19 protein-coding genes are annotated in these 21801 nt (G+C 71.9%); 11 read left to right on the forward strand and 8 right to left on the reverse strand.

Annotation, left to right across the window (positions count from 1 at the left end):
• Positions 1-63: 63 nt before the first annotated feature.
• Positions 64-912, reverse strand: coding sequence for a nitroreductase/quinone reductase family protein (locus tag R2D22_RS34405; protein WP_318109128.1), 849 nt, complete (start codon positions 910-912; stop codon positions 64-66).
• Between the two features lie 154 nt (positions 913-1066).
• On the opposite strand from R2D22_RS34405, the gene R2D22_RS34410 reads away from it, so the two are divergent.
• The 3 genes from R2D22_RS34410 to R2D22_RS34420 all read left to right on the forward strand — a co-directional run bounded on the left by R2D22_RS34410 (position 1067) and on the right by R2D22_RS34420 (position 3717).
• Positions 1067-1465 (forward strand): MarR family winged helix-turn-helix transcriptional regulator, encoded by a 399-nt coding sequence (locus R2D22_RS34410; protein WP_318110152.1) that lies wholly within the window; start codon positions 1067-1069, stop codon positions 1463-1465.
• An 82-nt stretch (positions 1466-1547) separates the two neighbouring features.
• Positions 1548-2567 carry an aldo/keto reductase gene (locus R2D22_RS34415; protein ID WP_318109129.1) on the forward strand — a complete coding sequence of 340 codons (1020 nt, stop codon included), beginning with the start codon at positions 1548-1550 and terminating at the stop codon, positions 2565-2567.
• A gap of 46 nt (positions 2568-2613) precedes the next feature.
• Positions 2614-3717: a calcium:cation antiporter gene (locus tag R2D22_RS34420; protein WP_318109130.1), complete on the forward strand. Its 1104-nt coding sequence runs from the start codon at positions 2614-2616 to the stop codon at positions 3715-3717.
• Here the strand turns inward: R2D22_RS34420 and R2D22_RS34425 are convergent.
• Positions 3707-6100, reverse strand: coding sequence for a penicillin acylase family protein (locus tag R2D22_RS34425; protein WP_318110153.1), 2394 nt, complete (start codon positions 6098-6100; stop codon positions 3707-3709). The genes R2D22_RS34420 and R2D22_RS34425 overlap by 11 nt on opposite strands.
• A 177-nt stretch (positions 6101-6277) precedes the next feature.
• On the opposite strand from R2D22_RS34425, the gene R2D22_RS34430 reads away from it, so the two are divergent.
• Positions 6278-7849, forward strand: coding sequence for a fatty acyl-CoA synthetase (locus tag R2D22_RS34430; protein WP_318109131.1), 1572 nt, complete (start codon positions 6278-6280; stop codon positions 7847-7849).
• A 90-nt stretch (positions 7850-7939) separates the two neighbouring features.
• Positions 7940-8902 carry a D-2-hydroxyacid dehydrogenase family protein gene (locus tag R2D22_RS34435; protein ID WP_318109132.1) on the forward strand — a complete coding sequence of 321 codons (963 nt, stop codon included), beginning with the start codon at positions 7940-7942 and terminating at the stop codon, positions 8900-8902.
• 30 nt (positions 8903-8932) lie between these two features.
• Here R2D22_RS34435 and paaK read toward each other — a convergent pair whose 3' ends face one another.
• Complete coding sequence (gene paaK, locus R2D22_RS34440) at positions 8933-10219, reverse strand: phenylacetate--CoA ligase PaaK (RefSeq protein ID WP_318109133.1); 1287 nt, start codon at positions 10217-10219, stop codon at positions 8933-8935.
• Between the two features lie 288 nt (positions 10220-10507).
• Here paaK and R2D22_RS34445 point away from each other — a divergent pair, with 288 nt between their 5' ends.
• The 3 genes from R2D22_RS34445 (at position 10508) to R2D22_RS34455 (ending at position 13796) form a co-directional block, all read left to right on the forward strand.
• Positions 10508-11935 (forward strand): family 2B encapsulin nanocompartment shell protein, encoded by a 1428-nt coding sequence (locus tag R2D22_RS34445; RefSeq protein ID WP_318109135.1) that lies wholly within the window; start codon positions 10508-10510, stop codon positions 11933-11935.
• Positions 11936-12039: 104 nt separating this feature from the next.
• Positions 12040-12897: a geranyl diphosphate 2-C-methyltransferase gene (locus R2D22_RS34450; protein ID WP_318109136.1), complete on the forward strand. Its 858-nt coding sequence runs from the start codon at positions 12040-12042 to the stop codon at positions 12895-12897.
• 98 nt (positions 12898-12995) lie between these two features.
• Positions 12996-13796 carry a GNAT family N-acetyltransferase gene (locus R2D22_RS34455; RefSeq protein WP_318109137.1) on the forward strand — a complete coding sequence of 267 codons (801 nt, stop codon included), beginning with the start codon at positions 12996-12998 and terminating at the stop codon, positions 13794-13796.
• A 69-nt stretch (positions 13797-13865) separates the two neighbouring features.
• On the opposite strand, the gene R2D22_RS34460 is transcribed toward R2D22_RS34455, so the two are convergent.
• Both R2D22_RS34460 and R2D22_RS34465 read right to left on the reverse strand, forming a co-directional pair.
• Positions 13866-14354 (reverse strand): hypothetical protein, encoded by a 489-nt coding sequence (locus R2D22_RS34460; protein ID WP_318109138.1) that lies wholly within the window; start codon positions 14352-14354, stop codon positions 13866-13868.
• Between the two features lie 333 nt (positions 14355-14687).
• Complete coding sequence (locus R2D22_RS34465) at positions 14688-15506, reverse strand: pentapeptide repeat-containing protein (RefSeq protein WP_318109140.1); 819 nt, start codon at positions 15504-15506, stop codon at positions 14688-14690.
• Positions 15507-15622: 116 nt separating this feature from the next.
• Between R2D22_RS34465 and R2D22_RS34470 the strand changes: the two genes are divergently transcribed.
• On the forward strand, positions 15623-17137 hold the full coding sequence (locus tag R2D22_RS34470) for an alpha/beta fold hydrolase (RefSeq protein ID WP_318109141.1): 1515 nt from the start codon (positions 15623-15625) through the stop codon (positions 17135-17137).
• Positions 17138-17195: 58 nt separating this feature from the next.
• On the opposite strand, the gene R2D22_RS34475 is transcribed toward R2D22_RS34470, so the two are convergent.
• Complete coding sequence (locus tag R2D22_RS34475; protein ID WP_318109143.1) at positions 17196-17408, reverse strand: tautomerase family protein; 213 nt, start codon at positions 17406-17408, stop codon at positions 17196-17198.
• Positions 17408-18148: an SDR family NAD(P)-dependent oxidoreductase gene (locus R2D22_RS34480; protein ID WP_318109144.1), complete on the reverse strand. Its 741-nt coding sequence runs from the start codon at positions 18146-18148 to the stop codon at positions 17408-17410. The genes R2D22_RS34475 and R2D22_RS34480 overlap by 1 nt, the downstream gene beginning before the upstream one ends.
• Positions 18149-18252: 104 nt before the next feature.
• On the opposite strand from R2D22_RS34480, the gene R2D22_RS34485 reads away from it, so the two are divergent.
• The gene (locus tag R2D22_RS34485) at positions 18253-19152 is read left to right on the forward strand and encodes a LysR family transcriptional regulator (RefSeq protein WP_318109145.1); all 900 of its coding nucleotides are present in this window, start codon (positions 18253-18255) and stop codon (positions 19150-19152) included.
• On the opposite strand, the gene R2D22_RS34490 is transcribed toward R2D22_RS34485, so the two are convergent.
• Positions 19149-20771 (reverse strand): acyl-CoA synthetase, encoded by a 1623-nt coding sequence (locus R2D22_RS34490; RefSeq protein WP_318109147.1) that lies wholly within the window; start codon positions 20769-20771, stop codon positions 19149-19151. The genes R2D22_RS34485 and R2D22_RS34490 overlap by 4 nt on opposite strands.
• A 173-nt stretch (positions 20772-20944) precedes the next feature.
• On the opposite strand from R2D22_RS34490, the gene R2D22_RS34495 reads away from it, so the two are divergent.
• Positions 20945-21745 (forward strand): crotonase/enoyl-CoA hydratase family protein, encoded by an 801-nt coding sequence (locus R2D22_RS34495; protein WP_318109148.1) that lies wholly within the window; start codon positions 20945-20947, stop codon positions 21743-21745.
• The last annotated feature ends 56 nt before the right edge of the window (positions 21746-21801 follow it).

A 21801-nucleotide genomic window follows, 5' to 3' on the forward strand; every position in this document is an offset into this window, starting at 1 on the left:
CTCGGCCGGGCCGCCCGTACGCCGGCGGTGTCCGAGCGTCGAGCCGGGCCGCCGTACGGGGAGCTAGCGGGCGCGCCGCTCCTCGCCGGTGAGCGCCGGGACCAACTGTGTCTCCTCGTAGGCGAAGTGCTCCTCCAGGCGGGCGGCGAGCCGGTCCACCTCGGCCCTCAGGGTGTCCGGGGCGGCGTCGGAGGTCAGCAGGGCCTCCAGCTCCTCGACCGTGCGGGCGACGACCTCGTGCTCGCGGCGCATCCGGTCCAGGGCGTCGGACAGGTCGGGGAACTGTCGCTCCAGGAGGTCGAAGACGCCGTCCTCGTTGTGATGGTGGGCGTGCAGTGCGCCGCAGAACGACAGGCAGTGGCGGGCGAGCTGCCTGCCGATCGTCCGAGAGGCGCCCAATCCCTCGCGGACGGCGGCGAGTTCGGCACGCAGCTCGTCGTGGACCTTCGTGAGGTGCGCGGCGATCGCCCGGTGGCGCGCCGGGTCCGACAGGTCCACCCGGTGCAGCGCGACCACCGGTATGACGCGGTCGGTGCCGTCCTGGTAGGCGCCGAACGCCGGGTCCCGCGCGGCCTGTTCGGCGTACAACCGGTCGCGCTCCGCGCCCTCCGTGACCACCGCCGTCGCCGGGAAGCGCTCGACGGAGCCCTCCGGCGTGCCGAGCTCCACGGTCACGTGGGCGTCGGCGCTCAGATTGTGGAACCAGGCGGGGTGCTTCGGTCCGCCCGCGTTGGAGGCGAAGACGAGGAGCCGCGCGCCGTCCCGTACGTACACAGTCGGGTTGGTGTGCGGGCGGCCGCTGCGCGCGCCGGTCGTGGTGAGCAGAAGTAACTGCGCGCCCTCGAACATCCCGCCCACTCTGCCGCCGTTGGCCCGGAACTCCTCGATGACCCGCGCATTGAAATCGGACATGGTTGTGCCCTCCGAGTAGCATCGATCCCGACAGATCTATTTGCTTTGAAAGCAAAGCTAAATTGGAGGGTGCAGGGTGTCAACCGCTCACGAGAGCCGCGGCGGCTCCGCCGGGCCCGACGTCGACGACGCCGTGCGTACGCTGCTGCTGCTCATGCCGCGCATGGTCGGCCGGGTCAAGCGCATCCGGATCCCCGAGGAGCTCCAGTCGCTGTCCCTCGCGCCGCGGCACCTCTCGCTGCTCGCCTACCTGCTGTTCGACGGGCCGCTCGGTGTCAACGAGCTCGCCGCCCGGCTGGAGGTCGCGCCCACCACCGTGAGCCTGATGGTCGGCGACCTCGCCAGGAAGGGTGTGCTGGAACGCGCCGAGGACCCGGCCGACCGGCGCCGCAAGATCGTGTCCATCGCCGAGGCGCACCGCGCGTCCATCGACGGCTGGCTCGGCCGCGGCGCGACCGCCTGGCAGGCCGCGCTCGCACCCCTCTCGGCCGCCGAGCGCGGGCTCTTCATCGACACCCTGGCCGCGTACGAGGCGGGGCTCGCGGAGGGCTGAACCGGAGCGGCGGACACCGGCGGACCCGCGCCGCCCCTCACGTACAGTCGGAAGTCCCTTTCCGAGAAGGTGAGTTCACGCTGTGAGATACCGACTCTTCGGCACCACCGGATTACGCGTCTCCGAACTGATGCTGGGCGCCATGACCTTCGGTGAGCAGGGCGGCGTCGGCGCGTCGCCCGAGGAGTGCCGGCGCATCCTCGACCTCTACGACGACGCCGGCGGCAACGTCGTCGACACCGCGGTCAACTACCGCGGCGGCGAGAGCGAGCGGATCCTCGGCGAGCTGCTCGAGGGCCGCCGCGACCGGTTCGTGCTCGCCACCAAGTACTCCGTCACCCGGGACGGGAGCGACCCCAACGGTGGCGGCAACCACCGCAAGAACCTCATGCTGTCCCTCGAGACCAGCCTGCGCAGGCTGCGCACCGACCACCTCGACGTGTACTGGGTCCACATGTGGGACCGGCACACGCCCGTCGAGGAGACCATGCGCGCCCTCGACGACGCCGTGCGGGCCGGGAAGATCCTCTACGTCGGGATCTCGGACGCGCCCGCCTGGGTGGTCAGCCGGGCCAACACGCTTGCCGAGTGGCGCGGCTGGCAGCCGTTCGCCGGGCTCCAGGTCCCGTACAGCCTGCTCCAGCGGGACGTCGAGCGCGAGCTGCTGCCGATGGCCGAGGCGTACGGCATGACCGTCACCGCCTGGAGCCCGCTGGCCGGTGGCATCCTCTCCGGCAAGTACACCCGTCCCGGCGGCCCCGGCGGGAGCACCCGGCTCGCGGCGGACTCGCTGAGCGAGCGGGACCACACCGTCGCCGGCGCCGTGCAGCAGGCCGCCGACGAGCTGGGGGTGACGCCCTCCCAGGTCGCGCTGGCCTGGACGCGGGCCCGCTCGCGGGCCGTGGTGCCGATCGTCGGGGCCCGGTCGGCCGACCAGCTGAAGGACAACCTCGGCGCCCTGGAGGTGACCCTGCCGCCCTCGGTCGTCGAACGCCTTGAGGAGGCGACGGAGTTCCGGCTCGGCTTCCCCCGCGAGTTCGTCGACGGCAACGAGCGCTGGGTGTTCGGGGAGGCGAACGGTCGGCTCGACGGCAGGGGCTGACGGCCGTAAAAGGGGGAGACATCCCCTTTGTGGCAATATGGTGATCATGAGTTCGAGTGTGGTGGGCCTGACCCGACAGTGGACCACGTGGGCACCGGTGGTCGCCGGTGTCGCGCTCGGCGTCGGATGGGGCCAGGACCTGGCCGGCTTCGCGGTCGCCGTGATCGGGCTGTGCCTCCTCGGCGCGGTGCTCGCGGCCGTCCACCACGCCGAGGTCATCGCCCACCGCGTCGGCGAGCCCTTCGGCTCGCTCGTGCTGGCGGTCGCGGTCACGGTCATCGAGGTCGGACTCATCGTCACCCTGATGGCGGGCGGCGGCGAGAAGACCTCCACGTACGCCCGGGACACCGTCTTCGCGGCCGTGATGATCACCTGCAACGGGATCGTCGGCCTGTCGCTGCTCGTCGCGGCGCTGCGCAACCGGGTGGCCGTGTTCAACGCGGAGGGCTCCGGCGGCGCGCTCGCCACTGTCTGCACCCTGGCCACGATGACCCTGGTCATGCCCACCTTCACCACCAGCCACCCGGGCCCGGAGTTCTCCTCCGCCCAGCTGGCCTTCTCCGCCGTGGCCTCGCTCTGCGTCTACGGATTGTTCGTCGCCGTCCAGACGGTCCGGCACCGCGACTACTTCCTGCCCGTCAGACGCCTCGGCGGCGAGCCCGAGTCCGACGGCGAGCACGCCGCCCCGCCCACCCGGAGCGAGACATGGTGGAGCCTCGGGCTCCTCCTCCTCGCCCTCGTCGCGGTGGTCGGACTGGCCAAGCTGGTCTCGCCCACCATCGAGGACGCGGTGGAGTCCGCCGGACTCCCCAAGGCCGTCGTCGGCGTGGTGATCGCCCTCATGGTGCTGCTGCCCGAGACGCTCGCAGCGGTGCGCGCCGCGCGCCGCGACCGGATGCAGACCAGCCTCAACCTGGCCTACGGCTCCGCGATCGCCAGCATCGGCCTGACGATTCCGGCGATCGCGCTCGCCTCGGTGTGGCTCTCCGGGCCGCTGGTGCTCGGCCTGGGCGCCGTCCACATGGTGCTGCTGGTCCTCACCGCCGTGGTCAGCGCCCTCACCGTCGTACCCGGACGGGCCACCCTGCTCCAGGGCGGCGTCCACCTCGCGATCTTCGCGGGCTTCGTCTTCCTCTCGTTCAGCCCCTGACCCGGACGACCTTCAGCGCGGGGGACCGCATGATGTCCCGCTCGCAGAACCGGGACGTCACCCAGCGCTCGCCGGAGAACAGCTCGGTCTGGTCGCTGTAGTGCGCCGAGTTCGGGTTCGAGGACTGCGAGTAGCTCAGCAGCGTCCTGGCCACCGGGCACCGGCCGCCGTCCCAGCCCACCGCCTGGACGTGGCTGGTGCCGTGCGCCACCTCCGCGTACCCGCCCGCGGCCGCGTTCCACACCGGCTCGGTCTTGTTCCAGATGCCCAGCGCCTCCGTGCCCCCGCTCACCGGGATCCGCGCCCCGTTCCGCACCACGAACTGGTGCGCGCCGAGCGGGGTGTCCAGCGCGATGCCGGCCGCGCGCAGCTCCGCCACCGCCTCCGTCAGGGCCTTGGCGAAGCCGGGGGAGGAGGTGTTGAGGGTGTGCGGGGTCCGGACCGGGTCGGCCGCCGAGAACGGCACCTTCCACTGCTCCGTGAGCGGCACCGAGCCCGCGAACCTGCGCCAGAAGCGGTCGAAGAGCAGCGCGCCCCGGCTGTCGGTGTTCACCGTACGGTCCCAGGCGCCGATCACCCGGCACGCCTCCTGGTCGTCCGGCAGGACCGACGGGCAGGCCCGCGCCGCGTCCGCCGCCGCCAGGTCACCGGCCGGCGCCCGGTTAGCGAACTGCTGCCGCTGTAGGTCGGCGACGGTCAGCCGGCCCCTCGCGGCCATCGCGGCGACGTCCTCGACGCCGCCCCGGGTGCGCAGCGAGCGGGGCGTGCCGATCGTGCCGAAGACCCGCTCGTAGCCGGTGAGCGGCCGGTCCGCGTTGGTCAGCCAGGCGCTGTCGTTGGAGTTCTCCACGTACGGCGCGTCCCGCAGCACCGGCATCCTCGCCGGACCGAAGACGCCCGGCTGGATCGCGTCCGGGTCGGACCCGAGGGCGCAGTCGGTGCGCGAGCCGTCCAGGACGGCGACGCCCGAGGCCGGGTAGGTGGCCCGGCCGAGCGGGGTGGAGCAGCGCTGCGCCAGCTCGTCGGTGATCCGGGGGAGCACCTGCGACTGGGTGAACAGGGTGTGCCCGGCCGCGTCGGCGGCGACGGTGTTGACCCACGGCAGGCCCTGGACGCGTCGGAGCGTGTCGAGGACGTCCTGCGTGGAGCGCGCCTTGCCGAAGCCGAGGGCGGTGTCCGAGCCGCGCAGGTTGGTGGCGTTCGGGTCGTTCAGCGCGTACGCGGTGGTGTTGCTCCAGGGCAGCGGGAGCTGCGCGCCGAGGCCGGTGACCACGGGGCCGTACCGGGTCCACCACTGGGTACGGGTGACGCTCTCGCCGCCCTTGACCGGCACGGTGACCGTGCGCTTCGTCATCCGCTCCGGCTTCCCGTCGACCAGGTACGCGGTCGGATCGGCCGGGTCGAGGGAGAGCTGGTGCAGGTTGAGGGTGACGCCGGTGGCCACGGTGTGGCTCCACGCCACCTTGTCGTTGAAGCCGATGTTGACGACCGTGGTGCCGAGCAGCGAGGCGCCGGACACGTTGAGCTCGCCGGGGATGGTCTGCTGCGACTGCCAGAAGCGGCGGCCGCCCTGCCACGGGTAGTGCGGGTTGCCGAGCAGCAGTCCCCGGCCGTTCGCGGTCGTGGCGCCCTGGAACGCGACGGCGTTGGAGCCCATGTCCGCGTTGTCGGCGGCGAACAGCTCGCGGGCCGCCGCAGCCGCCCGCTCCGGGTCGGGTGTCTGCGCGGCGCCGGTACCCGACGCGGGCGCGGCCGACGGCTGCGCCGCCGTGATCCCGTCGACGCCGCGGCCCTGGCCGCCGAGCACGGAGACGGCGAACCCCCGTCGGGCCACGTCCAGTTCGGTCACCGGACGCACCCACGCGGCGTCCTTGCAGGCCGGGTCGGTGACCGGGTTCTGCTTCAGCCAGGCGTTGTAGCCGGCTGCCCAGCCCCGCATCAGCTCCCTGAGCTGCCGGCTCGGACCGGCCGGGGCGGGCGTGCGCAACAGCTCCTCGACCGTGCCCGCTTCCCGTACCCCGCGGAAGTACAGATCGCTGGAGAGGTTGCGGGTGGCGGAGGAGAGGGAACCGTCGGGCGCGCCGTCCGGACCGAAGTACCGGGAGCGTTCGCCGTTCACGGTCAGGAACCCGTCGGCCAGCGTACATATCTGGTCGGCGGCCTGTGCCCATCCGGTGCCGAAGCCAAGGTTCGCGTAGTCCTTGGCGACGATGTGCGGGATGCCGTACTCGGTGTACCGGATGACGGCCGACAGACCGTGGTCCGACGGCCGGGCCTGCCGGTCGCCGGAGTCCGCCACGGCCGCCGCGGGCAGCGAGGCCGTGACCGTGGCCAGCGCGGAACCGGCGAGAAGCAGGTGTTTCAGGCGGGTGCGGAGGTGCAAGGTTCCTCCCAACGGACGGATGGTGCAATGAGGTTGGACCATGCAGTCAGCTGAGCGCTTGCTTTGTCAACATCCCGTTCGGTATCCGAGGTCGCAACCTTTCCGGAGCGTAGGTCCGCGCCTCTCCGGTGTTCCCGGTACTTGACCCGCCGCCCGGCCGCCGCCGAGGATCGCGCCATGGAACGACTCCTCAGCCGTGCCGTCGACGGTGTCCTGCGCATGAGCGCCCAGCGCGTCCCCGACCGGATCGCCGTCCGGTACGCCGACCGGACCTGGACCTACGCCGAACTGGACGCGGCCGTCTCCACGGCGGCCGCCGTGCTGCGGGAGCGCTGGGGCCTGGACGAGTACGACCGGGTCGCGACCTACGGCCACAACTCCGACGCGTACCTGATCGCGTTCCTGGCCTGCTCCCGCGCCGGCCTGATCCACGTGCCGGTCAACCACAACCTGACCGGCGAGGACCTCGCGTACATCCTGGAGCAGTCCGGGAGTTCGGTGGTGCTCGCCGACCCCGCCCTCGCGGAGCGCGTCCCCGCCGGCTTCACCGTGAAGGCGCTGCGTGACGCCCCGGGCTCGTTCCTCGACGAGCTGGCCCGCCCCGACACGTACGACACCGATCGCGACGCCCGCGACATCGTGCAACTGCTCTACACCTCGGGCACCACCGCGTTGCCCAAGGGCGCGAGGATGACCCACCGTGCCCTGGTGCACGAGTACGCGAGCGCCGTCGACGCGCTCGACCTGCACGAGGACGACCGGCCGGTGCACTCGCTGCCGCTCTACCACTCCGCGCAGATGCACGTCTTCCTGCTGCCCTACCTCGCGGTCGGCGCGGAGAACACGATCGTCGACGGGCCCGACCCGGCGGCCCTGTTCGACCTGATCGAGGCGGGTCGCGCGGACAGCCTGTTCGCACCGCCGACCGTGTGGATCGGCCTGTCGAACCATCCCGACTTCGCGACCCGCGACCTGTCCGCGCTGCGCAAGGCATACTACGGCGCGTCGATCATGCCGGTGCCGGTCCTGGAACGGCTCCGCGAGCGGCTGCCCGGGCTGCGCTTCTACAACTGCTTCGGACAGAGCGAGATCGGTCCGCTCGCCACCGTCCTCGGTCCCGACGAGCACGAGGGCCGGATGGACTCCTGCGGCCGGCCCGTCCGCTTCGTCGAGGCGAAGGTCGTGGACGAGGACGGCAAGGACGTGCCCGACGGCACCCCGGGTGAAGTCGTCTACCGCTCCCCGCAGCTGTGCGACGGCTACTGGCAGAAGCCGGACGAGACCAAGGAGGCCTTCCGGGACGGCTGGTTCCGCTCCGGCGACCTCGCGGTGCGCGACGCCGAGGGCTACTACACCGTCGTCGACCGGGTGAAGGACGTCATCAACTCCGGTGGTGTGCTGGTCGCGTCCCGGCAGGTCGAGGACATGCTCTACACCCATCCGGCCGTCGCCGAGGCGGCCGTCGTCGGGCTCCCCGACGAGCGGTGGATCGAGGCGGTGACCGCCGTGGTCGTCGCGCGCGGCGAGGTCACCGAGGCCGAACTCGTCGACCACGCCCGGGAACGGCTCGCCCACTTCAAGGCCCCGAAGAAGGTGCTCTTCGTGGACGAGCTGCCGCGCAACGCCAGCGGGAAGATCCTCAAGCGCGAGCTGCGCGACCGCTTCCGTACGGACCGCGGCACGGGCGTCGGCACCGACCTCGGTACCGACGGCGGCACGGAGCCCGGCACCGACCCCGGTACCGCCTGAACAGGCCGACCCGTCCGTCGGCGATCATGGGGAGGCGGCGCCCGCACCGGCAGGGCGTCGCCCGAACCGCCCGCCGACCAGGGAGACCCCATGCCGCTCATGCGCTGCGCCGTGCTCGACGACTTCCAGGGCGCCGCGACCGCCTCCGCCGACTGGTCGCCCCTGGCCGGGCGCGTGGAGGTCGTCCCCTTTGCCGAGCACCACGCCGACGAGGACGAACTGGCCGTCGCGCTCGCCGACTTCGACATCGTCGTCACCCTGCGCGAACGCGTCGCCTTCCCCGGCACACTGCTCGCCCGGCTGCCCCGGCTCAAGCTCCTCGTGGCCTCGGGCATGCGCAACTCCGTGATCGACTACGCGGCGGCCGACGCGCACGGCGTCACCGTGTGCGGCACCGCCAGCTCCTCCACCCCGCCCGTCGAGCTCACCTGGGCCCTGCTGCTCGGGCTGGCCCGGGGGATCGTCGCCGAGAACACCGCCCTGCGCGAAGGCGGCCCCTGGCAGAGCACCGTCGGCGCCGACCTGCACGGCCGCCGCCTCGGCCTGCTCGGCCTCGGCAAGATCGGCACGCGCGTCGCCCGGATCGGGTTCGCCTTCGGCATGGACGTCGTCGCCTGGAGCCCGAACCTGACCGGGGAGCGGGCCGCCGAGGCCGGCGTGCGCGCGACCGCGTCGAAGGAGGAGCTGCTGACCGAGAGCGACTTCGTCTCGATCCACCTCGCGCTCGGCGACCGCAGCCGCGGCCTGATCGGCGCACCGGAGCTGGCCCTGATGAAGCGGTCCGCGTACCTGATCAACACCTCACGGGCGGCCATCGTCGACCAGGACGCGCTGCTCGCCGCGCTGCACGAGGGCCGGATCGCCGGCGCCGCGGTGGACGTCTTCGACGCCGAACCGCTGCCCGCCGACCACCCGATGCGCACCGCGCCCAGGCTGCTCGCCACCCCGCATCTCGGCTACGTGTCGCAGGACAACTACCGGACGTACTACGGCCAGGCCGTCGAGGACATCCTCGCCTTCCTGGACGGCGCCCCTCTCCGCCGCCTGCCCTGACGGCGGCGGCGGACAGGATCGCGCGGGCCGTCACGCCTCCCGCAGGTCCACGATCCGCTTGATCTTGCCGACCGAGCGCTCCAGGGTCTCCGGATCGACCACCTCCACCGTCACCGACACTCCGATCCCGTCCTTCACCGCCGTCGAGATCGCCCGTTCCGCCTCCGCGCGCTGCTCGGGCGTCGCGCCCGCGCGCGCCTCGGCCCGCACCGTCAACGCGTCGAGCCGGCCCTCCCGGGTCAGCCTCAGCTGGAAGTGCGGGGCCACGGACGGGGTGCGCAGCACGATCTCCTCGATCTGGGTGGGGAAGAGGTTCACCCCGCGCAGGATCACCATGTCGTCGCTGCGCCCGGTGACCTTCTCCATCCGCCGGAAGACCCGCGCCGTGCCCGGCAGCAGGCGGGTCAGGTCCCGCGTGCGGTACCGGATCACCGGCATGGCCTCCTTGGTGAGCGAGGTGAAGACCAGTTCGCCCTCCGCACCGTCGGGCAGCACCTCGCCGGTGAACGGGTCGACGATCTCCGGGTAGAAGTGGTCCTCCCAGATGTGCAGGCCGTCCTTGGTCTCCACGCACTCCTGCGCCACGCCGGGGCCCATGACCTCGGAGAGCCCGTATATGTCCACCGCGTCGATCGCGAACCGCTCCTCGATCTCGCGGCGCATCTCCTCCGTCCAGGGCTCGGCCCCGAAGATGCCGACCTTCAGTGAGGTGGTGCGCGGGTCGACACCCTGGCGTTCGAACTCGTCGAGCAGCGTGAGCATGTAGGACGGTGTCACCATGATGATCTCGGGCCGGAAGTCCTGGATCAGTTGGACCTGGCGGGCCGTCATGCCGCCGGAGGCGGGGATGACCGTGCAGCCGAGCCGCTCCGCGCCGTAGTGCGCGCCGAGGCCGCCGGTGAACAGCCCGTACCCGTAGGCCACGTGGACCTTGTGTCCGGGCCGGCCGCCGGCCGCGCGGATGGAGCGGGCCACCACGTCCGCCCAGGTGTCGAGGTCCCGCTCGGTGTAGCCGACGACGGTGGGACGGCCCGTGGTGCCGCTGGAGGCGTGGATGCGGCGCACCTGCGACTGCTCCACCGCGAACATCCCGAAGGGGTAGTTGTCCCGCAGGTCGGTCTTGGCCGTGAACGGGAAGCGGGCGAGGTCGGCGAGGGTGCGGCAGTCCTCGGGGCGCAGTCCGGCCTTGTCGAAGGACTGCCGGTAGAAGGGCACGTTCTCGTACGCGTGCCGGAGCGTCGCGCGGAGCCGCTCCAGCTGGAGCGCCTCGAGGCCCGCGCGGTCGAGCCGCTCGCCTTCGTCCAGCAGATCCGTCATGCGCCGCACTCCCGTCCCAAACCGGACGACCGATCATTCGGTCGTTGCTGTCGGGACCAGTAATCCAAGAGATCACCTCTCCTGGCAAGGGCCTGGAGCGGACTTTCCTCGGTTCCGGCGCCGATCCGCCATTGGGCCGGACGGCCGAGCGCGCGTGGCGTGCGGGGGGCGCCAGTCCCGTGTGCCGCGCAACGGCACACCCGAGCGACGTGCATATGACGAAGGCAAGCATGCGTTAGGACTGAACGCGGAGAGTGACGAATCGATGACAGGAACGGAGCTCAGCGCATGTCGGTCGACACCGAGCCCGCAGCGGCACCCGCCCCCGCCGCCCAGATCAGCAAGGTCCAGCTCAGCCTCAGCACCGCCGCGGCGCGCAACCTCGCGACGACGACCAAGTCCGAACCCCAGATGCAGGGCATCAGCTCCCGCTGGCTGCTCCGCAAACTCCCCTGGGTGCACACCCCGGGCGGCGTCTACCGGGTCAACCGGCGGCTCTCCTATGTCGTCGGCGACGGCCGGGTGACCTTCGTCAAGAGCGGTTCCAAGGTCCAGGTCATCCCCGCGGAGCTGGCCGAACTGCCGCTGCTGCACGGCTTCGACGACCCGATCGCCCTCGGCGCCCTCGCCGACCGCTTCGTGCAGAAGGAGTACGAGCCCGGCCAGGTCATCGTCCACTCCGGCAAGAAGGCCGATCACGTCTATCTGATCGCGCACGGCAAGGTCGAGAAGGTCGGCACCGGCAAGTACGGCGACGAGACCCTGCTCGGCCGGCTCGGCGACGGTGACACCTTCGGCGGCCAGGTCCTCGCCGGCCTCGACGGCAAGTGGGACTTCACCGCCCGCGCCGCGACCGCCGTCACCGTCCTGTCGCTGCCGCACACCGCCTACCAGGCCGTCGCCGAGCAGCACGAGCAGCTCCGCGACCACGTCCGGGGCCGGCGCGCCAACGGACACCGCCGCGCCACCAACAAGTCGGGCGAGGCCGCGATCGACCTCAGCGCCGGTCACTTCGGCGAGGCGATCCTGCCCGGCGCGTTCGCCGACTACGAGCTCAAGCCGCGCGAGTACGAGCTGAGCGTCGCCCAGACCGTCCTCAAGGTGCACAGCCGCGTCGCCGACCTCTACAACCAGCCGATGAACCAGACGCAGCAGCAGCTGCGACTGACCGTCCAGGAGCTGCGCGAGCGCCAGGAGTACGAGCTCGTCAACAACCCCGAGTTCGGACTCCTGAACAACACGGACTACGACCAGCGCATCCAGACCCACTCCGGCCCGCCCACCCCGGACGACTTCGACGACCTGATCAGCATGCGGCGCGGCACCCAGTACATCTTCGCCCACCCCCGCGCCATCGCCGCCTTCGGCAAGGAGTGCAACAAGCGCGGACTCCCCCTCGGCCACGCCGAGGTCGACGGCCACCACATCCCCTCCTGGCGCGGCATCCCGATCCTGCCCTGCGGCAAGATCCCGATCTCCGACCAGCAGAGCTCCTCGATCTTCGCGATCCGTACCGGCGAGAACAACGAGGGCGTCATCGGCCTCTACCAGACCGGGCTGCCCGACGAGGTCGAGCCGGGCCTCAACTGCCGCTTCATGGGCATCGACGAGAAGGCGATCATCTCGTACCTCGTCTCCACCTACTACTCCGCCGCCGTCCTGGTCCCCGACGCCATCGGCATCCTGGAGAACGTCGAGGTGCGTCCGCGTGCCTGACGGTGCTCACCGACCCGGCCCGCCCGGCGGCCCGCCTGCTGCTCCCCGCCCCTGAGGCCAACCCCCTCTGTCCCCACGAGAAGAACGACGTAAGGAACCCCCACATGACCACGTCCGCGCCCTCCACCGTGCTGCGCACGCCCTACCAGGAGTCCGTGGCCGCCTACTGGAACAGCAACCAGCAGGACCCGGTGAACCTCCGGCTCGGCGAGATCGACGGCCTGTACCACCACCACTACGGCATCGGCGACTACGACCCCGCGGTCCTCGACGGCCCGCAGGAGACCCGCGACAGCCGCATCATCGAGGAGCTGCACCGCCTCGAGACGGCCCAGGCCGACCTGCTCCTCGACCACCTCGGCGACCGGCGGCGCACCGACCGGATCATGGACGCCGGATCCGGCCGCGGCGGAACCAGCATCATGGCCGAGCGCCGCTTCGGCTGTCAGGTCGACGGCGTCTCCATCTCCGAGTACCAGGTCGACTTCGCGAACAAGCAGGCCGCCGAGCGGGGCGTGTCGGAGCGCGTGAAGTTCCACTTCCGGAACATGCTCGACACCGGCTTCGCGACCGGCTCGCGCCAGGCCATCTGGACCAACGAGACCACGATGTACGTGGACCTCTTCGAGCTCTTCGACGAGTTCTCCCGGCTCCTCCAGCACGGCGGCCGGTACGTCTGCATCACCGGCTGCTCCAACGACGTCAACGGACTGCGGTCCAAGGCCGTCAGCCGGATCGACGAGCACTACACCTGCAACATCCACCCGCGCAGCGCCTACTTCCGGGCGCTCGCCGAGAACAACCTCGTCCCGATCGAGGTCGTCGACCTGACGGCCGCGACCGTCCCGTACTGGGAGCTCCGCGCCAAGTGCTCGGTGGCCACCGGCATCGAGGACCCGTTCCTGACCGCGTACAAGGAGGGGAGCTTCCACTACCTGATGATCGTGGCCGACCGGATCTGACCGGCCGCCGCCCGGTGATCCCCGGGTCGGGGCCCGGGGATCACCCCCCACGCGAAATCCGGTTGCCGGGAGTCCCGGGCGCTGCTGGGGTGGCGGTCATGGATCACGACGCGACACTCGCCACGTACGACCGGCAGATGCGCCGGGAGGCCCGGCCCGACGGCCCCGGCACCCGGGTCGAGCGGGTCGGCCCCGTCGTCCGGCAGACCGGACCGGAGCACGCCTGGAACGGCGTCCTGTGGTCCGCTCTCGACGGGCTCGACGGGGCGGGCGTGGACGCGGTCGTCGCCGAACAGATCCGGCACTACACGGCGTCCGGCAGCACCTTCGAGTGGAAGGCCTACGGCCACGACGCCCCCGCCGACCTTCCCGAGCGGCTCCGGGCGGCCGGGTTCGTCCCGGACGAGGAGGAGGCCGTGATGGTCGCCGAGGCCACCCGGTTGTCCGCGGACGTCGTGCTGCCCGACGGCGTGGAGCTCGTGTCCGTCACCGACGAGGCGGGCGTCCGGCTCGTCACGGAGGTCCACGACCGGGCCTTCGGCGGCGACAGCAGCCACATCGGCAGGCAGCTCCTGGACCGGCTGGCCGCCGAACCCGACACCGTCGCCGCCGTCGTCGCGACGGCCGGGGGCGAGCCGGTCAGCGCGGCACGCCTTGAGCTGATCCCGGGGACCGACTTCGCCGGACTGTGGGGTGGCGGAACCGTCGAGGCCTGGCGTGGCCGCGGCCTCTACCGGGCCCTGGTCGCCCACCGCACCCGGATCGCCGCCGCCCGCGGGTACCGTTTCGTGCACGTCGACGCGGCCCCCATGAGCCGCCCGATCCTCCGGCGCCTCGGCTTCACCGCCCTGACCACCACCACGCCGTACGTGTACGGGGCCTCGCACGCCGGGAGGTGACGGCCCGCCCGGACCGCCGTGAAGGCCACGGCGCAGCACGCGCCGTGGCCTCCGCTCAGGTCCCGATGATCAACAGGGGCGGCTGGACCAGTTCATGGCCACGCTGGTGGAGCCGCCGTAGCCGGACAGCGTCAGCGAGTTGTAGCCGCTGGTGGGGACGAGGTAGTTGGTCGGTATGAGGGTGACGGTCGTCCCGGCCGGAATGCCGCTGGGCGCGGACAGGTTGACCACCTGCGTCGTGCCCGTCGCGCTCGGCACGTAGGCCGAGTCGGAGCTGACCTGGAGCCCCTGGTAGCTGGGCTTGCTGACGGTGAACTTCCAGGTGCTGCCGGCCGGCACACCGGTAGTCGAGCTGATGGTGAAGGCGAACTTGCGGTTGTAGGACGGCCCTGTGCAGGTCTGTCCGAGGGTCGCGTCCTGAATCCCCACCGACACGGTCTCGGCGTCAGGGGCGGCGGTCGCCGCTCCGCTGCCGGAGAGCACGGTCGCGGCGGAGACCGCGAGGGTTCCTGCCAAGGAAAGAAGGCGGCGCTTCGCCCGCCCCGTCGTGATCTGCATTCCCGATCCTCCCCGCCGCGGCTGCGGCGATCCGACCCCTCGGTCCCGCTGCGGGACCGAGCTGTGCTCGGGCCGACCCCCCTTACGGGTCGTTCACATGGGCAGGCGCATGGCCCACCTTCGAGCGCCTCCCCATGCGCCCGGAGCAACATAGCCGACGAGGGCATGCCAAAGTGCGAGGAAACCGCAAGAATGTCGGTCCAGGGTGGTCCAGCTCGCCGATTCGGCGGTTCCGGATGGATCCACTGGCGATGTTTGTGGCTGAAACGTTTCGCCGTGTGGACATGGCCATCGGGCCGCCACGGCACGCGTGCACCCGGGCCCCGGCCCGGCTCAGCCCGCCCAGTGACCCGGGCGCTCCAGGCCGGCCGGGATCCGCGTGGCCGCGTCGCCGCGGGCCGCGTTCAGCTGGGGCTGGGTCAGGAAGAGGGCGCCGGTCAGGTCCGCGCCGGACAGATCGGTGTCGCGAAGGTCGGCGCCGATCATGTCGGCCAGGGACAGGTCCGCCCCCGACAGATCCGCCGCGATCAGCAGCGCGCCGCGCAGGTCCGCGCCGCGCAACTTCGCCCCGCGCAGCCGGGCGCCGAGCAGATCGGCGCCGCGCCGACTCTTCGGCTTGCCGCCCGCCGTGGCCCGGACCAGCGCGCTGGTCTTCAGGAGCAACGGGTTCACCTCGGCGCGGACCGCCGCCACGTTCAGCTTCTCCAGTGCATCTGGCGTGCCCGCCGTGAGCTCCTCGACCCGGGTCAGCGCCCGGCGCAGCTCGCCGTGCACGGAGCGGGCGGCGTCCCGCTCCAGCGCCTCGGTCAGATAGCGCAACAGCTCGTGCAGTTGCCGCATGACCGGGAAGACCTCGTACATCTGCCGGGCCGTCCCGGGTGCCTCGCGCCAGGAGACCCCGTGGAAGGTGACCTGCGAGACCTGCTGGCCGGCGCCGAAACAGTCGTACACCGTGCAGCCGGAGAAGCCGCTCGGCCGCAGCTTCTCGTGGATCCCGCAGCGGAAGTCCTCCCGCAGGTTCCGGCACGGCTCGCCCGACGACTTGTTCACCGCGAAGTCGGCCGACTTCGCGAAGGGCAGGGCGACACAGCACAGGCCGAAGCAGTTCGCGCAGTCGCCGCGCAGGGTGGTGGAGTCGGGGGATACGGGCACGGTGGCGCGGTTCCTCACAGGTCGGAGCGGGTCCTCCACCCTATCGCGGGGCCGCCGTCGCCCTGCTGACGGCCAAATCCCTTGCGGCGGTCACGGCGGCCCGTGAAGATCGCGCCATGCCGCAGTTCACCTCGTACGACGGAACCCGACTCGCCTACCGGACGCAGGGGGAGGGAGATCCCCTCGTCTGCCTCCCCGGTGGCCCTATGCGCCACGCCGACTACCTCGGCGACCTCGGCGGCCTGGCCGCCCACCGCACGCTGATCGTGCTCGACCTGCGCGGGACCGGCGACAGCGCCGAGCCCGCCGACCCCGCCACGTACCGCTGCGACCGGCAGGTCGCCGACGTCGAGGCGCTCCGCGTCCATCTCGGCCTCGACCGCATGGACCTGCTCGGTCACTCCGCCGGCGGGAACCTGGCCACCCTCTACGCCGCCGCCCACCCCGGGCGGGTGTCCTCCCTGGTCCTGGTCACGCCGGGGACGCGGGCCGTCGGGATCACCGTCACCGACGAGGAGTGGGACGAGGCCACCACGGTCTTCGCCGGCGAGCCCTGGTACGCCGAGACCCGGGCCGCCATCGACGCGCTCACCCCCGAGACCCCGCTGCGGGACGTCTACGCGACCGTCGCCCCGCTGGCGTACGGGCGGTGGAACGACACGGCCCGGGCGCACGACGCCGCGGCGCGCTTCAACTGGGAGGCCGCGGGGGCCTACTACGCCGACGGCGCGTTCGAACCGGCGGCCACGCGGGCCGCGCTCGCCGCCGTCACCGCGCCCGTCCTCGTTCTCGCGGGCGAGCACGACGGCGGTCCGACCCCGGCCCGCGCCGCCCAGCTGGCGGCGCTCTTCCCGCGCGGCGAACTCGTCGTGCAGGAGGCCGCCGGGCACTTCCCGTGGGTCGACGACGCCGGGGCCTTCCGCCGCCCGATCGCCGCGTTCCTCGACCCGGAGGTGCGCACGGTCGTCGTCGACGGCGTCCGGCTCGCGTACCGCACCTGGGGCGACGAGGCCGCCCGTCCGATCGTCCTCGTGCACGGCCGGGGCGGCAGCGCCGCCGGGTGGGAGCCGATCGCCCGGGAACTGGCCGGCACCCGCCGGGTCTACGCGCTCGACCTCGGCGGGCACGGACTGAGCGACCGGACCGGCCGCTACGGCTTCGACGTCTTCCGCGACCAACTGCGCGGCTTCCTCACCGAACTGGGCCTGGCCGGCGCCGACGTCGTCGCGCACTCCATGGGCGGCGTCGCCGCGTACCTGCTCGCCGCGGACGCGCCGGAGCTGATCGGCAGGCTGGTGATCGAGGACGCCCCCGTCATGTTCCCGGCCGACCCGCCGCGCGGCCACGTCCCGCCGCCCGAGGGCGAGCCGCCCTGCGACTGGGCCGTCGTCACGGCCACGAACGCGCAGATCGACGAGCCCGACCCGGCGTGGCGGCACTGCCTCGGCTCGATCAAGGCCCCAACGCTCGTCCTCGCCGGCGGCGAGGACAGCCACATCCCGCAGGACCAGCTCGCCTGGCTGTCCGGCCGCATCCCGGACTGCCGGCTCGTCACCATCGACACCGGCCACCTCATCCACCAGTCCCGCCCGGCCGAATTCCTGGCTGAGCTGAGGGAGTTCGGGATCTAGGACGGTCCGGAAGAGCCGTCCCGTCCGGTCTCGGGGCCGGACGGGACGCGCCGGGGCGTCACCCGCCCGGCCGCTGCCTCCTCCGGTACTCCGCGGTCGGCAGCCCGCCGACGCCCCAGGACTCGAGCGCGACCTCGTCGATGACCACGAACGTCGTGGCCGGATCCTTGTCGAGCACCTTCACCAGCAGATCGGTCACGCCCGCGATGATCTCGGCCTTCTGCTCGGCCGTGGCGCCCTCGCGCGTGATCTTCACGTTCACGTACGGCATCAGGCACGTCCCGTCACGTGGCCGCCGTCCACGCGCAGGGCGTGGCCGGTGACGAACTCGGCGTCCGCGACGTAACGGACCGCCTCCGCGATCTCCGCGACCTCGCCGACCCGGTTCAGCAACGCGAGGCCGCCGTACGCGTCCACGTCGGCGCCCGCGAGGAGCGGGGTCCGGATGATGCCCGGCGCGACCAGGTTGACGCGGATCCCGTCCGCCGCGAGTTCGGCGGCCAGGCTCGTCGTCAGCGTGTGCACGCCGCCCTTGCTGACGACCGGTGCCGAAGCCGGGAAGCCGGCGATCGCGTGGTCGACCAGCACCGTGCCGATGTTGACGATGCTTCCGCCGCGGCCCTGCTCCCGCATCCTGCGCACCACCGCCTGGGTGGTCAGAAACGTCCCCTTGAGGTTGCCGGTCAGGTACCCGTCCAGTTCCTCCTCCGTGACCTCGGTGAACGGCTTCGACGCGAAGGTGCCCGCGTTGTTCACGAGGACGTCCACGCCCCCGAACCGTTCCACGGCCGCCCGTACCAGCGCCTCGCCGGTCGCCGCGTCCCCGATGTCGCCCGCGACCTGCGCGACCCGCTCGGCCCGGCCGAGGTGGGCCGCGGCCTTCCGGAGCCGGTCCGCGTCCCGGCCGTTGATCACGACGTTGGCGCCCCGGGCCAGGAAGGCCTCGGCGATCCCCAGTCCGATCCCGCTCGATGCTCCCGTGACCACCGCGGTGATGTTCGTCGTCGCCACTGCTGCTCCTCGGTTCGTGGTCGTTCTTGCCGACACCGACGAACCTAGGAGCGCCCCAGCCATAACACCACGACGAACTTCGAAGCCTGCCATAATCCAGGGTTATGTCCGTGGACCTGCGCGATCTCGAACTCCTGGCCGCCACCGCCGAATCCGGCTCGCTCACCGCAGCGGCAGAAACCCTCTACGTCAGCCAGCCCGCGCTCAGCCAGCGCCTCACCCGTCTCGAAGACCGGCTCGGCATGCCGCTGTTCGACCGCACCGGGCGCGGACTCGTCCCGAACGCCGCCGGTCGACGCCTGCTGGTGGCGGCCCGTCACGTGCTGAACGAGCTGCGCTCGGCGACCCTCGACCTCCAGGAGATGCGCGACGGCCGTGACCGCAGGGTGCGTTTCACCGCAGAGTGCAGCACCACCTTCCAGTGGCTGCCTCCGGTCATCCGCGCGTTCCGTGAGCGGCACCCGGAGGCGGAGGTCCGCATCGAGTCCGTCCCCGACGACGCGCCGGTGCCCGCCCTCCTCGCCGACCGCGTGGACGTCGCGCTGGTCACCAAGCCGGACCCCGAGATGGACCGGGTCGATCTGACCCGGCTGTTCGACGACGAGATGGTGGCCGTCGTGCCGGCGGACCACCCCTGGGCGGCTCTGCCGCACCTCACCGCGGCGGACTTCACCGACGCCCACCTCATCCTCTATGACGGCTACGACCAGAGCCGGATCCCGTCGATCCCGCTCCCCGTGCCGCCGCAGGCGCGGCCGGCCCGGATCACCACCATGCCGGTGATCACGGACCTGGTCGTGGAGATGGTCGCCGGGGGCCAGGGCGCGACGATCCTCCCCAACTGGGTCGCCGCGCCGTACACGGACTCCCACGGCCTCGCCCTGGTGCAGATCGGGACCGTGCCGATGGCCCGCACGTGGTACCTCGCCACGCGTCACGGCCCGCGCCCGCCCCACCTGCAGGCGTTCGTGGAGGAGTTGACCGGCCGGCTCGCCCGTCCCTAGGACTCGGCCGCCTCGGTGGCCACCGTCCGGGCCCAGCGGTAGTCCGCCTTGCCGCTGGGCGAGCGCTGGATCCGGTCGGTGAGCACCAGCTGGCGCGGGATCTTGTATCCGGCGAGCCGGGTCCGGCAGTGTTCCTGGACCGAGCCCAGGTCCAGGTCCGCCGCGCCCTCCCGCAGCTGCACCACGGCGGCCACGTGGTGGCCCCACTTCGGGTCCGGGACGCCGGCGACCAGCGCGTCGTACACGTCCGGGTGGGACTTGAGCGCCTGCTCGACCTCCTCCGGATAGACCTTCTCGCCCCCGGTGTTGATGCACTGCGAACCGCGGCCGAGCACGGTCACGATGCCGTCCTCGCCGACGGTGGCCATGTCGCCGAGCAGCACCCAGCGCTCCCCGTCCTTCTGGAAGAAGGTCTCGGCCGTCTTCGCCGGGTCGTTGTAGTAGCCCAGCGGCACGTGGCCGCGCTGCGCGAGCCGGCCCGGCTCGCCCACCGCCACCTGCTCGTACGTGACCGGGTCCACCACGCGCGTACGCTCGTTGACCTCCAGGCGGAAGCCGGTGGCCGGGCCCGAGTCGTCGGTGGCCTTGCCGTTGGAACCGGACTCCGACGAACCGAAGTTGTTCAGCAGCATCACGTTCGGGACCAGCGCCTGGAACTGCGCGCGCACGGTCTCCGACATGATCGCCCCGGACGAGGAGACGCTGAACAGCGACGACAGGTCGGTGCCCGCGAGCGGTCCGTGCAGCGCGTCGATGAGCGGGCGCAGCATCGCGTCGCCGACCAGCGAGACGCTGGACACCTTCTCCTTCTCGATGGTGCGCAGCACCTCCTCGGGCACGTACTTGCGGTGGATCACCACCCGCTGCCCGTAGTTGAAGGCGATGAACGAGGTGAGAGTCGACGTGCCGTGCATCAGCGGGGGAGCAGGGAAGAAGGTGAGCCCGGCTCCGCGCGCCGCGACCCGCTCGGCCAGCTCCTCGGGTCGCTTCACCGGCTCGCCGGTCGGCTCGCCGCCGAACAGCCCGGCGAAGAACAGGTCCTCCTGCCGCCACATCACGCCCTTGGGCATGCCCGTCGTGCCGCCGGTGTAGATGATGAACAGGTCGTCGGCGGAGCGGGCCGGGAAGCCGCGCTCCGGCGAGCCGGCCGCCTCGGCCTCCCTGTACGGCACGCACTCCAGGGCGGGTGCGCCGTCGTCCGGGGTCCCCACCCGGACGAGGTGCCGCAGCTTCTCCGTCTGCGGCAGCGCCGCCGCGACCCGCTCGGTGAACTCCGCGTCGAAGACGAGCGCGGCGAGATCGGCGTCCCGGTAGAGGTAGACCAGCTCCTCCTCCACGTACCGGTAGTTCACGTTGACCGGGACCAGCCGCGCCTTGAGGCAGGCCAGCACCGTCTGCAGGTACTCGACGCCGTTGTACAGGTGCAGGCCGAGGTGCTCGCCGGGCCGCAGGCCCGCATCGATCAGGTGGTGCGCGAGGCGGTTGGCGGCCGCGTCGAGCTGCGCGTACGTCAGCCGCTGCTCGGCCCCGGTGCCGGGATGGTCGACGTACACGAGTGCCTCGCGGTCCGGCACCACGTCGACGACCGACTCGAACAGGTCGGCAAGGTTGTACTCCACCGTTCGTCCTCCTGACGCGCCGCTGGTCCCGTACGGACGTGGCGGTCATTAGAGCGCCGATGGGTGGAGGTGGGAAGGGGGTGCGCAGAAGAATCTGACTGAGTGTCAGGAAACTATTGAACTGGGCCCCGCGCTCCTGCAACCTGTTCCAGAACTGGAGACGGGAGACGCCCATGACCGGGACCGAGCACCTATCCGTACGGCGCGAAGGTGCCACGCTGATCCTCACGCTCAACAGGCCCGAGGCGAAGAACGCGCTCTCGCTGCCGCTGCTCGTCGGCCTCTACGACGGCTGGCTGGAGGCCGACGCCGACGACACCGTCCGCTCGGTCGTGCTCACGGGCGCCGGCGGCGACTTCTGCGCCGGCATGGACCTCAAGGCGCTGGCCGGGAAGGGCATGGCGGGGGACGAGTACCGTGCCCGCCTGAAGGACGACCCCGACCTGCACTGGAAGGCGATGCTCCGGCATCACCGGCCGCGCAAGCCCGTCATCGCGGCGGTGGAGGGCTACTGCGTGGCGGGCGGCACCGAGATCCTGCAGGGCACGGACATCCGGGTCGCGGGGGAGTCCGCGACGTTCGGCCTCTTCGAGGTCCGGCGCGGGCTCTTTCCGATCGGCGGTTCGACGGTCCGGCTGCCGCGGCAGATCCCGCGCACCCACGCCCTGGAGATGCTGCTCACCGGCCGCCCGTACACGGCGGAGGAGGCGGCCCGGATCGGCCTGATCGGTTCGGTCGTCCCGGACGGGACGGCCCTGGAGCGGGCGCTGGAGATCGCGGAGCGGATCAACGCGTGCGGGCCGCTGGCCGTGGAGGCGGTGAAGGCGTCCGTCTACGAGACGGCGGAGATGACGGAGACGGAGGGACTGGCGTCCGAACTCAAGCGCGGCTGGCCCATCTTCGACACCGCCGACGCGAAGGAAGGCGCCCGCGCCTTCGCGGAGAAGCGGGACCCGGTGTACCGCCGGGAGTGAGTCCGAAAGGCCCGCCGCAGGCGCCCCCTGACCCCCGTCCCACCCGCACCCGCCCC

Origin of the sequence: Streptomyces sp. HUAS YS2 (genome assembly GCF_033343995.1) — a bacterium.
In the GTDB taxonomy this organism is placed as follows: Bacteria; Actinomycetota; Actinomycetes; order Streptomycetales; family Streptomycetaceae; genus Streptomyces; species Streptomyces solicathayae.